The organism is Streptomyces sp. NPDC046862, assembly GCF_040704615.1.
Taxonomy (GTDB): Bacteria; Actinomycetota; Actinomycetes; order Streptomycetales; family Streptomycetaceae; genus Streptomyces.
Genome location: NZ_JBEYXP010000011.1, coordinates 107,225 through 121,980 on the forward strand (window position 1 = coordinate 107,225; position 14,756 = coordinate 121,980).

The 14,756-nt window shown below is 69.2% G+C and carries 13 protein-coding genes; 4 read left to right on the forward strand and 9 right to left on the reverse strand.

Annotation, left to right across the window (positions count from 1 at the left end; all coding sequences use genetic code 11):
* Nucleotides 1–12 precede the first annotated feature (12 nt).
* Nucleotides 13–1,392 (reverse strand): LLM class flavin-dependent oxidoreductase, encoded by a 1,380-nt coding sequence (locus AB0959_RS14705; RefSeq protein ID WP_366826767.1) that lies wholly within the window; start codon nt 1,390–1,392, stop codon nt 13–15.
* Nucleotides 1,393–1,603: 211 nt separating this feature from the next.
* On the opposite strand from AB0959_RS14705, the gene AB0959_RS14710 reads away from it, so the two are divergent.
* Both AB0959_RS14710 and AB0959_RS14715 read left to right on the forward strand, forming a co-directional pair.
* On the forward strand, nt 1,604–2,800 hold the full coding sequence (locus AB0959_RS14710; RefSeq protein WP_366826768.1) for a CoA transferase: 1,197 nt from the start codon (nt 1,604–1,606) through the stop codon (nt 2,798–2,800).
* A gap of 70 nt (nt 2,801–2,870) precedes the next feature.
* Nucleotides 2,871–4,328, forward strand: a complete 1,458-nt coding sequence (locus AB0959_RS14715) for an aldehyde dehydrogenase family protein (protein WP_366826769.1) — start codon at nt 2,871–2,873, stop codon at nt 4,326–4,328.
* A gap of 111 nt (nt 4,329–4,439) precedes the next feature.
* On the opposite strand, the gene AB0959_RS14720 is transcribed toward AB0959_RS14715, so the two are convergent.
* Genes AB0959_RS14720 through AB0959_RS14755 form a run of 8 tightly spaced genes read right to left on the reverse strand, consistent with a single transcriptional unit; the run spans nt 4,440 to nt 11,743 of the window.
* Nucleotides 4,440–4,853: a nuclear transport factor 2 family protein gene (locus AB0959_RS14720; protein WP_366826770.1), complete on the reverse strand. Its 414-nt coding sequence runs from the start codon at nt 4,851–4,853 to the stop codon at nt 4,440–4,442.
* Nucleotides 4,854–4,861: 8 nt separating this feature from the next.
* Nucleotides 4,862–5,797 (reverse strand): cyclase family protein, encoded by a 936-nt coding sequence (locus AB0959_RS14725; RefSeq protein WP_366826771.1) that lies wholly within the window; start codon nt 5,795–5,797, stop codon nt 4,862–4,864.
* Nucleotides 5,798–5,806: 9 nt separating this feature from the next.
* Nucleotides 5,807–6,733 (reverse strand): SDR family NAD(P)-dependent oxidoreductase, encoded by a 927-nt coding sequence (locus AB0959_RS14730; protein WP_366826772.1) that lies wholly within the window; start codon nt 6,731–6,733, stop codon nt 5,807–5,809.
* Nucleotides 6,733–8,373 carry an NAD(P)/FAD-dependent oxidoreductase gene (locus tag AB0959_RS14735; protein WP_366826773.1) on the reverse strand — a complete coding sequence of 547 codons (1,641 nt, stop codon included), beginning with the start codon at nt 8,371–8,373 and terminating at the stop codon, nt 6,733–6,735. The genes AB0959_RS14730 and AB0959_RS14735 overlap by 1 nt, the downstream gene beginning before the upstream one ends.
* A complete protein-coding gene (locus AB0959_RS14740; protein WP_366826774.1) occupies nt 8,370–9,317 on the reverse strand; it encodes a hypothetical protein in 948 nt (315 codons plus the stop codon). Before AB0959_RS14740 ends, AB0959_RS14735 begins: the two co-directional genes overlap by 4 nt.
* Nucleotides 9,318–9,363: 46 nt before the next feature.
* Complete coding sequence (locus AB0959_RS14745; RefSeq protein ID WP_366826775.1) at nt 9,364–10,605, reverse strand: cytochrome P450; 1,242 nt, start codon at nt 10,603–10,605, stop codon at nt 9,364–9,366.
* Between the two features lie 47 nt (nt 10,606–10,652).
* The gene (locus tag AB0959_RS14750) at nt 10,653–11,390 is read right to left on the reverse strand and encodes an SDR family NAD(P)-dependent oxidoreductase (protein WP_366826776.1); all 738 of its coding nucleotides are present in this window, start codon (nt 11,388–11,390) and stop codon (nt 10,653–10,655) included.
* The gene (locus tag AB0959_RS14755; protein ID WP_366826777.1) at nt 11,387–11,743 is read right to left on the reverse strand and encodes a carboxymuconolactone decarboxylase family protein; all 357 of its coding nucleotides are present in this window, start codon (nt 11,741–11,743) and stop codon (nt 11,387–11,389) included. Before AB0959_RS14755 ends, AB0959_RS14750 begins: the two co-directional genes overlap by 4 nt.
* A 598-nt stretch (nt 11,744–12,341) precedes the next feature.
* Here AB0959_RS14755 and AB0959_RS14760 point away from each other — a divergent pair.
* Together AB0959_RS14760 and AB0959_RS14765 are read left to right on the forward strand one after the other, a co-directional pair.
* Complete coding sequence (locus AB0959_RS14760) at nt 12,342–13,808, forward strand: MFS transporter (protein WP_366826778.1); 1,467 nt, start codon at nt 12,342–12,344, stop codon at nt 13,806–13,808.
* Nucleotides 13,809–13,895: 87 nt separating this feature from the next.
* On the forward strand, nt 13,896–14,732 hold the full coding sequence (locus AB0959_RS14765) for an SDR family oxidoreductase (protein ID WP_366826779.1): 837 nt from the start codon (nt 13,896–13,898) through the stop codon (nt 14,730–14,732).
* Nucleotides 14,733–14,756 lie beyond the last annotated feature (24 nt).

Genomic DNA, 14,756 nt, shown 5'->3' on the forward strand with positions numbered 1-14,756 from the left:
GGGGTTGAGGCCTCAGACGGCCGATGACTGCGGATCGCGGGCGAACACGTTCGCCGGCCTCTCGAGGCCCAGGTTCTCGCGCAGCGTCTTGCCGGTGTACTCGGTGCGGGCCAAGCCGCGAGCGCGGAGCTCGGGGACGACCAGCCGGACGAAGTCCTCGAAGGCGCCGGGGAAGTGGGTGGCCGCGATGACGAAGCCGTCGCAGGAGCGGGAGTGGAACCAGTGCTCCATCTGCTCGGCGATCTGCGGGCCCGTACCGACGAACCGCGGTCCCTGGAGCAGGGTGGCGCGGTGGTTGGCCAGCGTGCGCAGGGTGAGCGAACGGTCCCCCAGATGCTTGCGGACCCCTTGCACGAGTCCGCGGATGCCGGAGACCGAGTCGACGAGCTCGTCAGTCACGACGTCGTCGAGGGAGTGCCCGGAGAAGTCGTGGTTGGTCACCTCGGACAGCAGCGTCAGGGACGCCATGGGGTGCACGAGATGGTGCAGGAAGACCGACTCCTTTTCCCGGGCGATGGCCTCCGTCTCACCGGCGATCGTGTAGACCATGGGCAGCAGGCGCACGGAGTCGGCGTCCCGTCCTGCCTCCGTGATCAGTTCCATCTGCTGCTGGTAGTGCTCGCGCGCCAGTGCCTGGCTCGGATCGCCGGTGAAGATCAGGTCCGCCCACTTGGCCGCGAACTGACGGCCCCGGTCCGACTGGCCGGCCTGGATGATCACCGGACGGCCCTGTGGGGTGCGCGGCACGGTCAGCGGCCCGCGCACGTCGAAGTACTCGCCTTGATGGGCGACTTCGTGGACCCGTTCGGGGTCGGCGAAGACGCCGTTCACGCGGTCGGCGACGATGGCTTCGTCCTCCCACGAGTCCCAGAGCTTGCTGACGACGTCGATGAACTCCTCGGCCCGGTCGTAGCGGGTGCCGTGGCCGAGGTGCTCTTTCACCCCGAAGTTCTGCGCCTCGGCGTCGTTCACCGAGGTGACCACGTTCCAGGCCGCCCGCCCACCGCTGAGGTGATCGAGTGTGGCGAAGACCCGGGCCACGTGGAACGGCTGGTAGTACGTCGTGGAGTAGGTCGCGCCGAGTCCGATGTGCTCGGTGGCACCCGCGACCGCGCCCAGGACCGTGCTCAGGTCGAGCTTCACGGGCCGGGCGCCGTAGCGGACGGCGTCGGCGGGGGAGTCACCGTGGATGGACGGCATCGCCAGCCGGTCGTCGAAGAACAGGAGGTCGAAGGTGCCCTCCTCCAGGACCCGGGCGATCCGCTGGTAGTAGCGCACGTCCAGGAAGTCGGAAGCCGCGCTGGGATAGCGCCAGGAGCCGGAGTACACCGACACGTTGGAGGCCTGGAGGAAGGCGACCAGGGTCAACTGGTCACTGCGGGGTGTTGGCATCGGAGCCTCTCGTGACGTGACAGAAAGAGTGAACTCATCTACCAAATAGCACCTGATGGATTCACGGGAAAGGGTGCGCTGTCAAGGCGGCCGGGGTGGGCTCCTCGGCCGCGCCGCGCCATGTCTTGCCGCTGTGAAAGGTGCTGTGGTAGCGTCACGATCTCCTCTCAATTGTATAGATGATTTATCTATAAGCTTCCCAGGGGCACTCATGGGCGACGGACCACTGGCCGGTCTCCGCGTCATCGACGCCGCCACCCTTGCCGCGGGCCCGCTGATCGCGACCTGGCTCGGCGAGCACGGCGCCGATGTGATCAAGGTCGAGCAGCCCGACGGCGGGGACCCGCTGCGGCAGTGGGGATCGCAGAAGGACGGCGTCGGGCTGATGTGGAAGAGCGTCGGCCGCAACAAGAAGAGCGTCACCCTGAACCTGCGGCATCAGAGGGGACGGGACCTGCTGCATGAGCTGTGCGGGCAGGCGGACGTGATCGTGCTGAACCTTCGGCCGTCGACCTTGCGGAAGTGGGAGCTGGACTACCCGAACCTCGCGGCAGGCAACCCTGGGCTGGTCATGGTGCACGTCACCGGATTCGGGGCGGGCGGCCCGAAGTCCGACCACCCCGGCTTCGGCACGCTCGGCGAGGCGATGAGCGGATTCGCCCATCTCACCGGAAGTCCCGACGGGCCGCCGACCCTGCCGTCCTTCATGCTTGCCGACGGGGTCGCGGGGCTGACGGCGACCTACGCGGTGATAATGGCGCTCTACCACCGTGACGTCCACGGCGCCGACGGCCAGCTCATCGACATCAACCTGATCGAACCGCTGGCACGCCTGCTGGAGCAGTCCGTACTCACCTACGACCAACTGGGCACGATCCCGGGCCGGATGGGCAACCGCTGGGACATCAGCGCACCGCGCAACGTGTACCTGACCAAGGACGGCCACTGGCTGGCCATGTCCGGCAGCGCGCCTACGATCGCGAAGCGGGCCCTGCAGGCTGTGGGACGGCCGGAGCTGACCACCGATCCCCGGTTCGCCGAGGCCCAGCAGCGACTGAAGAACGCCGGCGAGATCGACGCGATCATGGCCGGATGGATCCGGGAGCGCACCCTGGAGGAGGCGATGACCATCTTCGAGGAGGCCGACGTCGCCGCGGCCCCGGTCTACGACGCCGAACAGCTCGTCGGCGACCCGCAGTTGCTGGCGCGAAACGTCTTCCCGCGGATCCTGGACGCGGAACTCGGCTCACTGCGGGTACAGGCACCGGTTCCCCGGTTCTCCGCGACCCCGGGCCGCATCGACCACCTGGGCCCGGCCCTCGGCGAGCACAACGACGAGATCTACGGCGGTTTGCTGGGCCTGGACGCCGAACGCCGCCATGAACTGCGCGAGCAAGGCGTGATCTGATCACCGATCCGGCACCACCCGGAGCGTGCCGGACGGGGCGGTAAAGGCGCACGGCAGCAGGAGGCACCGCATGAGTGAGCCAGGCGAAGCCGCAGGTCAGCCCCGGCAGGTGACCGAGTCCTTCATCGACGGGAGCCCGGTCGCGGCGAACGAGACCTACGACAACATCGATCCCTCCACGGGACTCTCGCTCGGCGAGGTGTCGAGGGCGGGCCGGGAGCAGGTCGACCAGGCGGTCGCCGCCGCCCGCGCCGCGCACCGGACGTGGCGTACGACGACACCGGAGCAGCGCGCCGGACTGCTGTGCCGCCTCGCCGACCTGATCGTCGAGCAGGCCGACGCACTCGCCCGGCTCGACAGCGAGGACACCGGCAAGCCACTCTCCCAAGCGCTGGGCGACGCCCGTGTGTGCGCCCGTTACTTCCGCTTCTACGGCCACGCCATCGACTCCTACTACGGCCTCAGCATCCCGCTGCGCCAGGACCTCCACGTGTACACGCGGCGCGAACCGTACGGCGTCACCGGCCACCTCCTCGCCTGGAACTACCCGCTGCAACTGCTCGCGCGGCAGGTCGCCCCGGCTGTGGCGACGGGCAACTGCACGGTGGTCAAGCCGGCCGACGAGACGCCCCGCTCGGCCGTGACCGTGGCCCGGCTCGCCATCGAGGCCGGACTGCCACAGGGGGTGATCAACGTGGTGACCGGGCTGGGTACCGAGGCCGGTGCCGCACTGGCGTACCACTCGGGCGTCGACCACCTGGGGTTCGTGGGCTCGACCCGCGTGGGTGCTCTAGTCGCCGCCGCCGGAGCCGAGCGGGTGACCCCTGTGACCCTTGAACTCGGGGGCAAGTCCGCTCACTTGGTGTTCGCCGACGCGGACGTGGAGAAGGCCGCGCGGGTGGTCGCGAGCGCCATCCTCCAGAACGCCGGGCAGACCTGCTCCGCGGGCTCGCGCGTGCTGGTCCACGAGAGCGTGCACGCCGAACTGGTGGAGCGCGTCGTGGGCCACTTCGCGAACGTGTCGATCGGCCGCGGCCTCGACGATCCCGACCTCGGTCCGCTCGTCTCCCGCAAACAGCAGGACCGGGTACGCGGCTACGTCGAGTCGGCGGGCACCGGCGAGATCCTGTACGGCGGCACGGTCGCCGAGCCGGACGGAATCACCGAGGGCGCGTACTTCACCCCCACCCTGATCGACGGCGTCGACCCGGCGTCACCGCTCGCCCAGGAGGAGGTGTTCGGCCCGGTGCTCACCACCATGCGCTTCTCCACCGAGGAGGAGGCGGTCGCTCTCGCCAACGGCACCGATTACGCGCTGCTCGGCGCGGTGTGGACCAGCGACCTGAGCAGGGCGCACCGGGTGGCCGCCGAGGTGGAGGCCGGTCAGGTCTACGTGAACACCTACGGCGCGGGCGGCGGCGTCGAACTCCCCTTCGGCGGATTCCGTAAGTCGGGGTACGGCCGTGAGAAGGGCGCGGAGGCGCTGGACGCGTACACCGCGACGAAGACAGTCGTCGTACAGCTCTGAATCCGTACCACGCCTGCTCACGCGGCAGTCCGGCTGGGTGAGCGACGCACGTCCGCGGCCCGGCGGGAACCGCTCTCCCACCGGGCCGCGGACGCCTTCCACCGGTGTCCCTCAGGGCTGGAAGGCCAGGTACTCGTCGCGTCGGCGGCGCAGCAGCCAGCGCCCCGCCGACTCCTCGAACTCGTCGTGGTACCGGGCGACCACGGCGATGGACCAGGCCGATCCGTCGTTCTTGATCATCATCACGTCGCTGGTCGCCCTCGCCCGCCGGCCGTCCCACTCCGTCACCACGGTGTTGGTGATGACGTGGCGTTGCGGCCGGTCCGGATCGGGCCGCCACCCCGGCTTGGAGAACGCCTCCCGGATGGCGTCGACGCCTTCGAGCGTCGCGACCCCGGGTATCTCCATCACGGCGTCCGGCAGGTACCAGGCGACCATGTCCTCGGTGCGCCCGTCGTCCTGCGCCTGAGCCTGCGCCGAGATCGCCGCCACCACGCCGGCGTGCACGTCTGCGAAAGTCGTCATCCCGGCGCCTACTTCAGTGCGATCGGGGTGATGGGGGAGCCCACCGAGCCGGTGACCTTCAGCCCCGGTGCGACGAACAGGCTCTCCCACACTCCGTCCTCCTCGCAGTCCGCGGCCAGCTCCTCGAAGTTGAACATCTCGCCGAGGGTGAGCCCCATGTCGCGGATCACGACCTGGTGGAAGGGGATCGACGCGCCCTCGACCGTGCTGGGCCAGACCTCGCCGGAGTGGTTGTCGACCGCCAGTGCGGCGACCTCGCGCTCGTACAGCCAGCGGCAGGTGTCGAGGCCCGGGCCGGGCGCGTTGCCCAGGAAGCGTTCCCGGTCGCCCTCCAGGAACCACTGGTAGGACCCGGTGCGCAGCAGGACGATGTCACCGGAGGTGACGCGTACGCCTTGGCGTTCCTCCGCGGCCAGCAGATCGGCCTCCGTGATCTCGTAGGAGTCCTCCAGCCGGTCGACGCCCTTCAGCCGGGCGATGTCCAGCAGGACTCCGCGGGAGATCAGCCGGTCGACGGCCTTGTGGAAGGAGTTGCGGGTGGCGCCGAGGAAGTTGTTGACGGCGGCGGCGGGCACGTTGTTGTAGAAGTGGCCGCCGTAGCCCGCGTGGGCCAGACCGTCCCACTGGGTGGCCGCCTGCAGACCAGTGATGATCATGTCGTCGGCCGAGATCAGGCCGTCCTTCGAGTGCGCGGTGTCCGACGGCAGCAGCGTCATCACGTGAAGGGGGTTGTTGCGGAAGCCGCCGCCCTTGAAGGGCCCGTCCTTGTCGAACGCCATGCCGAGGTCGAACGACTTGCCGGTGCGCACCAGTTGCGCCGCCTCGACGCGCTTTTGGGCCGTGACGAAGTTCAGGGTGCCTATCTCGTCGTCGTCGCCCCAGCGGCCCCAGTTGCTCAGCTTCCTGCCGAGCTCGTGCTGGGGCCAGACCTTGTCCTCACTCACTGTTCCTCCTCATCGGTGAGCCATGTAGTGGCTCACGCACTCCATGAGACTGGTGGGCACGTAGTAGCCGGAGTGGTCCGTGATCCGGGCCAGGTTCTCGACGACGTCCTCGACGGTCACCGCCGTGGGATCGGGCGGCAGATAGCCGTCCGTGACTCCGACGAAGAGGTGCGCGAACCGTCCCGCGCCCGCGAGGAAGACCTCACCGCTGACGTCGCACACCTGGTGGGCGAGATAGGCCACCATGGGCGCCACCAGCGCCGGATCCATCACGTCCCCGGTGCCGTGCCCCTGTTCCCGCAGCTGGTCCATGCCCTCCGAGGGGCCGCCGCCCATCCTGGTCATGGCGTTCGGGGCGATCACGTTGACCTTGATGTCGTGGTCCCCGGCCGAGGCCGTCATGCTGCGTGCCATGCCGATGAGCGCGGCCTTGGCGGTGGCGTAGCCGAGGTTGTCGGGGAGTCCGAACATGCCGATCGAGCCGGTGTGCACGATGCGGCCGTAGCTCTGCTCCAGCATGTGGGGCCAGGCTGCCCGAGAGGTATGGAAGGCGCCGCGGACGTGTACAGCGAGGTGGCTGTCGATGTTCTCCACGTCGGCGTCGGGGAGCCCGGCGAACCGGACGTTGCCCGCGTTGTTGATGACGACGTCGATCCGGCCGAACGCCTCCAGGGCCCGCTCAATCGGCCGCCTGCCGCCGTCGGCGGTGGACACGTCACTGGTGTCGGCGATCGCGGTGCCGCCGGTGTCGTTGATCCGGTCGGCCACGGCCCGGGCCGGACCGTCGTCGGTGCCGACCCCCTCCATCGAGCCGCCCAGGTCGTTCACCACGACCTTGGCACCGAGTTCACCGAGCAGCAGGGCGTAGGCCCGGCCGATCCCGCGTCCGGCGCCGGTGACGACCGCGACCCGGTCGTCGAATCTGTACTTCTGCATCACTGTGTCCCCTCGACGGGCGGGGCCGGCGTGAGGAAGCGCGCGTACTGCGTGTCCAGCACCTCGCTGATCACCTCGCGCAGCTTCGGCCGGCCGCCGGGGTTGAGCAGGAAGCTGCGGGGCTTGCCGGAGACGTTGGCTCCGTAGAAGTAGCTGTGCTCGCCGAACGAGGAGTGGACGGCCAGTTCCGCGACCATCCGGTTCCAGCTGTCCTCCGTGTCGGCGGGCACCTCCATCACCCGGCTGCCGTGGTCACGCATGTGGATGAGCGCGTCGGTGACGAAGTCGACCTGGTCCTCGGCGTACCTCGGGTTGTTCCCGGCCGCGCCGTGCGGGCCGCCCGGGAAGAAAAAGTTCGGGAAGCCGTGACTCATCACCCCCAGGTAGGTGCGTGGCCCGTCGGACCAGTACTCCTCGAGGGCGAGCCCGCCGCGCCCGCGCACCCCCATCCGGGTCAGCGCGCCGGTGCCGAAGTCGAAGCCCGACGCCCAGACGATGACGTCGAACTCCCGTAGCCCGCCGGTGGTTTCGATGCCCTTCTGCGTCACCCGCACCATCGGCGTCTCACGGAGGTCGACCAGCGAGACCTTCGGGTCGTTGAACGTCTCGTAGTAGCCGGTCACGAACGGAGGGCGTTTCTCGGCCCAGCCGTGGTCGCGCGGGACGAGCCGCTCGGCGGTCGCCGGATCCCGCACGATGGACCGGATCTTGTCGGCCATGAACGCGCACCAGTCGCTGTTGGCGGCCTTGTCCGTCATCATGTCGGCGTAGTTGCTGATCACCTTGGCGAATCCGGGGCTGTTCCACATCTCTTCGTAGAACGACCGGCGCTCCGCCTCGGGGTCCTCGAAGGCGTTGCGCCCATGGCGCTCGTGCAGGAACCCGCTCGCGGATGCGTGCAGGAGCTCGCGCAGGCGCGGGAACCCGGCCTTCAGCTCGGCCTGCTGCTCCCCGGTGATGGGCTCGTTGCGCAGCGGGGTGCACCAGTTCGCCGTGCGCTGATAGACCGTCAGGGAGGTGGCCTCGCCGGCTATCGCCGGGACCACCTGCACACCGCTGGAGCCCGTACCGACGACCGCGACCCGTTTGCCCCGGAAGTCGACCGGCTCACTCGGCCACAGCCCGGTGTGGTGCGCCACGCCCTCGAAGTCCTCGCGGCCCGGCACGCTCGGGAAGACCGGTACGGACAGTACGCCCGTGGCCGCGACCACGAAGCGGGCGCGTACCCGGGTGCCGTCCGAGGCGCGTACCAGCCAGGTGGCCGTGTCCTCGTCGTACACCGCCGAGGTCACGCGTGCCCCGAACCGGATGTGGTCGCGCAGGCCGAGCCGGTCGACCGCGTAGTTGAAGTAGCGTTCGTTCTCGGGCTGTCCGGCGAAGCGTTCCTGCCACTCCCAGCCTTCGAAGAGTTCCTTGGAGAACAGGTAGCCGTAGGTGTAGCTCTCCGAGTCGAGCCGCGCACCCGGGTACCGGTTCCAGTACCACACCCCGCCGACGCCCTGGCCGGCCTCCAGCAGCAGGGACGCGAAGCCCGCTTGCCTGGCCCGGTACAGCTGGTGGATTCCGGTCACGCCCGCGCCCACGACCAGCACTTCGACGTCAATGCCGTCCGTAGCGCGGTCCGTGGCGCCGAGCGTCACCGCGCACCCCTGGTGTCCCCGGGCGTCAGCGCCGTGGTGAAGCCCCAGGGGACGCCCAGGCTGGTCTCCGGGTCCGTCACGAGGACCTCGTCGGTCCGCGTGCGCACCTTCACGCCCTGTGCCTCCAGATGCCCGGCGACCCGGTCGAGGTCGGCGACCTTCCAGGTGATCGAGTGGTAGGTGTCGTTGGGCGTGCCGGCGGTCCAGTCGGCGTGGGCGGGGGTGCCCGCGTCGGGGACCGCGTACTCGAACACCGCGTCGGCGAGCCGGACATAGGTGGCGCTCGCGCCGAGCACCTCGTCACGGCCCTCGTGGATGACGGTGCCGCCCAGGGCCTCGACGAGCACACGCAGGCCCCGCTCGGGCCGATCGGTCAGGACGGTGTGGTGCGAGCAGCGCTCGATGCCGAGCGGATCGTCGTCGGACACAGGCGGAACCTCCCAGCCCGGAGCCAGGCGGTGGTCGAGCGGGAAGGGGATCTGCGGCAGGAACTCGTAGCGCAGGCCCGCGCTCTCCGGCACCGTGAAGAAGATCGGCATCGGTGAGCCGGGAGCCGTGGGCGGGTCGTCACCCTCGGCGGGTTCGTCGAGCTGGCCCACCATGGCGATGTCGGCCCGACGCAGTGCGCGATAGGCGTCGGCGATCCCCTCGACATACCAGCCGAAGCCCTTCAGGTGCGGCTTGTCGACCGTGGCGTACCGCTGCACGCCGTTCAGCACATAGCGCTTGGGGTCGATCATGTCGAAGAGGACGTCGCTGATCGGCGTGAACGTCGAGTAGTCCGTCGGATACCCCTCGCTCGCCGGGGCGTTGCGGGTCATCTCCGCCATCGGCCTGCTGGGACGGCCGAACACCCGCTGAAACCAGGCCTCGCTCTCCTCAAGATCGGTCACGTGGTGACTCGGGTGGTACAGCCGCGTCACACGAAAGCCTCCGTCGGACATGCCTCTGCTCCCTCTCTCTCACATGGTTCTCGGAACGTGGAGGCCATCACCAGGCGACGGGCAACTCGTAGAGGCCGTAGGCCTGGGAGTCCTCCTTGAAGCGCAGGTCCTCCAGAGGGGCGGTCAGCCGGAGGGTCGGGATCCGCCGGAACAAGGTGCTGAAGACCACCTGCAACTCGACACGGGCCAACTGCTGGCCGACGCACTGGTGCGGGCCCCAGCCGAAGGCCAGGTGGTGTGATGCCCGGCGGGCGAGGTCGAGCCTGCCGGGTTCAGGGAAGGCCTCCTCGTCCCAGTTGGCCGCGGGCAGGCTCGCGATGACCCCCTCGCCGGCGCGGATCGTCTCGCCTTCGAACTCGAAGTCCTCGACCACGGCCCGCCGGGCCAGCAGGTGCGGAAGGGTCAGGTAGCGCAGCAGTTCCTCGACGGCGTTCGCGACGTATTTCGCGTCGTCACTGCGTTCCCTGAGGGTCGCGAGCTGGTCGGGGTTCTCCAGCAGGAGGGCGGTACCCAGCGTGATCATGTTGGCGCTGGTGTCGTGGCCGGCGACGAGCAGGATGTGCCCGAGCGGCGCGGCCTCCTCCATGGAGAGGTCGCCTTCCCTGATCCGGGCGCCCAGGTCGGACAGGACGTCCTCGGCGGGGTCGTCCATCTTCTTCTCGATGAGGTCCGCGATGTACCGGCGGAGGGCGGCCGTCGTGGCGGCGGCCTCCTCGGGCGACTTGTTCACCGCGTTGGTGACACTGGCGTGCTCCTGGAAGAACTCGTGGTCCCCGTAGGGCACTCCGAGCAGTTCGCAGATCATCAGCGACGGGAGCGGGAGAGACAGCGTCTCGTTGAGTTCAGTGGGGTTCGGGCCTGCCAGCATCCTGTCGATGAGGTCGTCGGTGATCTGCTGAATGGCTGGGCGCAGTTTCTCCATGCGGTGGCGGGTGAAGCCGCTGGTCAGCGTCCGCCGCCAGCGCGCATGCTCGGCGCCGTCGGTGTTGTTGATCGACGGCTGCATCTCGGCGGCGTGCGCCTTCATCGCCTCCGTGGTGTGCGGGTAGCCCTCCTTGCCGATCCCGGCGCTCAGCCTCGGGTCGGTGAGGAGGCTGCGCTGGGCGGCGTGACTGAGGACCAGCCAGGGAGTGCTGCCGTCCCAGGTGCGTACCCGGATCACTGGCTTGCCCGTGTCATGCAGGGCGAGCAGGCCGGGCGGCGGTGCGAAGGGACACGCGCTGGACCTGGGCGCCGGGAACCCGGGCAGGTCCTCGGGAGCTGCGGTGCCTGATGCGAAGCCGGTCATGGTGGACGCCCTTCCTCCAGCACTTCGGTCGTTGTTCGCGGACTCGCTCACACCAGGTAGCGGCCGCCGTTGACACTGAGCGTTTGTCCGGTCACGTACGACGCCTCGTCCGAGGCCAGGTACGCGACCGCGTGAGCGATGTCCTCGGGCCGACCGGCGCGCTTCATCGGCATGTTCGGAGCGAGCTCGTCCGGATCGAACTGCTCGCGCAGCAGCGGTGTGTCGACGACTCCCGGCGGGACGTTGTTCACCGTGATTCCCTTGTCGGCGTACTCGATCGCGAGCGCCTTGGTGAAGCCGATGACCCCGCCCTTCGACGCGGCGTAGTGGGCCATGGCCGGAGCGCCGGTCTGCGCGGACGAGGAGGAGATGTTCACGATGCGTCCCCAGCCCGCTTCGAGCATGTCCGGCACGAAGGCCCTCGTCACCAGGAACGGGCCTGTCAGGTTCACCTGGAGCATCCGGTCCCAGGAGCCCTTGGACAGATCGGTGAACGGTGCGTAGTTGGTGATGCCGGCGTTGTTGACCAGGACGGTGACCGGGCCGAGTTCGGCATGCGTATGTGCCGCCGAGTCCGCCACGACCTGCGTATCGGCCGCGTCACCGATGACGGCTACCGCCCTGCCGCCCGCCTCCTGGATCGCGGCGACGGTCTCCTGCGCGCCGGCGGCGTTCAGGTCCCACACGGCCACCGCCGCACCTTGCGCGGCGAGTACGGCCGCGATCGCGCGGCCCAGACCGCGACCACCTCCCGTGACGACCGCGTTCCTTCCGGCCAGACTCATCGCGTCTCCTTCGCGTCCCGCTGTTCCGGCAGCCGGTCGAGAGCCGCCCGCGCAGCCTTGCGCGCGGCCATCGCACGGGGGAAACCGGCGTAGCCCGAGGCGTGGTAGATGACCTCGGCGATCTCGCTCTCCGTCAGCCCGTTGCGCTGCGCGATCCGGACGTGACTGGCGAGCTCGTCCTCGGTGCCCAGGGCGATGAGGACGCCCAGGGTGACCAGACTGCGTTCGCGTCGCCCGAGCCCCTCGCGCGCCCACAACCCGGCCCAGACGCTGACCAGTCCGAGCTCCACGAGGTTCTCGCCGAGCGCGCCGTCGCGCAGGTCGACTCCGTCGGGCGGGGAAGAGGAGGACACGACGGAGAACATCGTCTCCAAGCCCAGTCGGCGCAGGTCGGCGGAAGTCCGCCCCGCAGCGGTGGGCCGGCCGTCCGCGCCGCTCACCTCTCAGGGCCATGGGGCTGCTGCATGTGCTACGTCCTTCCCTCGCCTCCCGGAGGGAGGCATCGCGTGACACCGCGTACGGGAGACACGGCCGTGACCGCGGCTCACCCGGTCGACCGGGCAGTGCGTGGGTCTGGGCGACCGTGGATCGCCGCGCACTTACAGATGATCAATTTAGATAGGTTCAATTAGCTATCTGATGGGACCGTACGTCACGAGACTGGCCACGGGCAATGCCCCGGAACTGAGCCGACCAGAGATCGGGACAACGATGGTTCGCGGCAGCCCTGGCCGGACGTGGTCCTCTCAGATCGCGTTCCGCTCAGCGGTCTTCACGGGTCCGGGGGTAGAAGACGACGCCCACACTGGGCGCCACTGGGCACCGGGTCGCAGGCCGGGGCCTACGAGGAAGACACCTGGCGCCGAGCGCGGCTTGTGGCAGAGGCGCAGCTGAGGGCGTGCCGCGCCCGGCCGGCCCTTCAGGCCGGTACAGCCGAGTGAGAGGACTGTGATGTCGTCGCCCAACGAGCTTGTCAGGACGGTTCGCCCGCAACGGCCCGTCCCGCTCATCATCGCGGTACTGATCCTCGCCGACATCGTCAGCGCGTTCGAATCGACGATGATGTTCAATGCCCTGCCGAAGATGATGACGACCTTCAACGCCACTGCAGTCGAGACCAGTTGGACACTCACGGCGTTCGCCCTGGTCGCGGCGACGTCCGGAGCGGTGTGCGGTCGCCTCGGTGACATCCACGGCCGCCGCACGCTGCTGATCGTCCTGCTGCTGTTCTCGGCGGTCGGATCGATCGTGAGTGTCTCGGCCAGTTCTCTCACCGGTGTGATCACCGGGCGCGCGATCCAAGGTGTAGCGGGGGGCATCCTTCCGCTGTGCTACGGGATCATCCGGGAGACCCTGCCGAAGGACCGTATCGCCATCGGGGTGTCGATGGTCGCGAGCGCGGCGATGCTGGCCGGGGCCGCCGGCACGGTCGTCTCCGGAGTCATCATCGACACACTCAGCTGGCACTACATCTTCGTCTTCGCCGCGGTTGTCGCCCTCATCGCAGCCGTCTGCGCCCTCGCGCTGCCTCGATCGGCCTTCACCGACCGCACGGCGCGAGTGGACTGGCCCGGGGCCGTCCTGTTCGCCCCGGCGATCGCCCTCGTCCTGCTCGGCATCACCAACGCTCCACGATGGTCCTGGGCGGACGCACGGACCGTGGGTTCGATCGTCACGGGACTGACGCTGTTCGCCGTCTGGACCTGGTGGGAGCTGCGCACCGTCAGTCCCCTGATCAATGTGCGTTTCTTCCTGGACCGCAAGCAGGGTCTGGCTCTGCTCGCGAACGCCCTTCTCTCCGCAGGGGTGTTCGGCGCGACCGGTCTGGCGATCCAGCTGTTGATGCAGGCGCCCGTCAGCGCCCCGGTCGGCCTGGGCATGAGCGCCACGGCCGCGGGCATCGCGACCTTCTGTGCCACGAGCCTCGGCTTTCTGCTCTCTCCCGTCAGCGGACGTCTCTCGCACCGTTTCGGCGGCCGTCGCTCGCTGCTCGTCGGAACGGTCTTCGGGGTCCTGTCCGCGGTGGCCCTCACACTGTTCCACGGCACCGTGCCGCAGATGATCTTTGCGATCGCCGTGCTGAACATCGCGCTCGTGTTCATGCTTACCTCGATTCCCAACCTGGTCGTCGAGGGCGTGCCGGCGGAGAACACCAGCGAAGCCACCGGCGTGCACGCCGTCGCCCGGACCGCCTTCTCAGGCGTCGGTTCGTCGGTCGCCACCCTCCTGCTGAGCCTTTCGGTGGCTCCCGGTACGCAGTTCGCGACCGAAGGCGCGTACCTGAGTGTGTTCCTCCTGGTCGGTGGTTCCAGTGCTGTCGGACTCGTGCTGGCTCTGCTGATCGGGAAAGGCGGTGCCGGGGCCCGCGCACAGGACTCACCGGGCGTGCCGTCGGCAGTGGGGGAGGCGCACCCGTGAGCGCGGCCACGATGTGCGTGCGTGGAAGGGCCGCTTGGCCCGCGACCGGCCTGCTCGCTTCGGCACGGAAGACACGGGAGACCTCTTGTGCATGACCTGGGCACCAGCAGGCGGCCGGACTGGCAGCTCGCCGTGGTCATCGGCGCGGGAGGCCTGGGCACAGCGGTGGCGCGCCGTCTCGGACAGCGCCACCGTGTGCTGGTCGTCGATGTCGACCGTGCGAGGGCGGACGCCGTCGCACGTCTGCTGCGCGAGGAGGGAGGGGACGCCGACGCCGCGTACTGCGACATCACGCGGCCGGACACCGTAGAGGCACTGGCACGGGAAGTGGGCGGACGGGGCGGTTTCAGAATCCTCGCGCATGTGGCGGGGCTGTCGCCGCACGCCGCCGACTTCGAGCGGATCATCCGGGTCAATCTCACCGGCCCCGCGCTCGTCACGCGCGCACTGCTGCCGATCGCGACGCCCGGCTCGGCAGCGATCCTGATCGCATCCCTCGCCGCCCACACCTACTCCCCGAGCCCGTCTGTCGAAGCCCTGCTGCGCGAGCCGGAGGACGCCCGGACCGCTGAGCGCCTCGCGGCGGAGCTTGAACCGGAGGACCGCACCGGTGCGACGGCCTACTCCCTCTCCAAGTACGGACTGCTGTCCCTGTGCCGACGCGAGGCGTGGGCGTGGGGGCAGAAAAGCGCACGCATCGTTTCCCTGTCCCCCGGACTCATCGCCACGCCCATGGGCGCGGTGGAGTTCTCGAACAGTCCTGTCAAACACGAGCTCTATGCCAGGACGCCGCTGGCGCGGGAGGGCACCATGCTGGAGATCGCGGATGCGGTGGAGTTCCTGGCCTCGGACCGCGCGTCGTTCATCTCGGGCACGGACGTTCTGGTCGACGGAGGACTGGCGGGCACGTTGCGGGGCGGCTGAGCGACCCCTGTCCCGTTCCGGGCC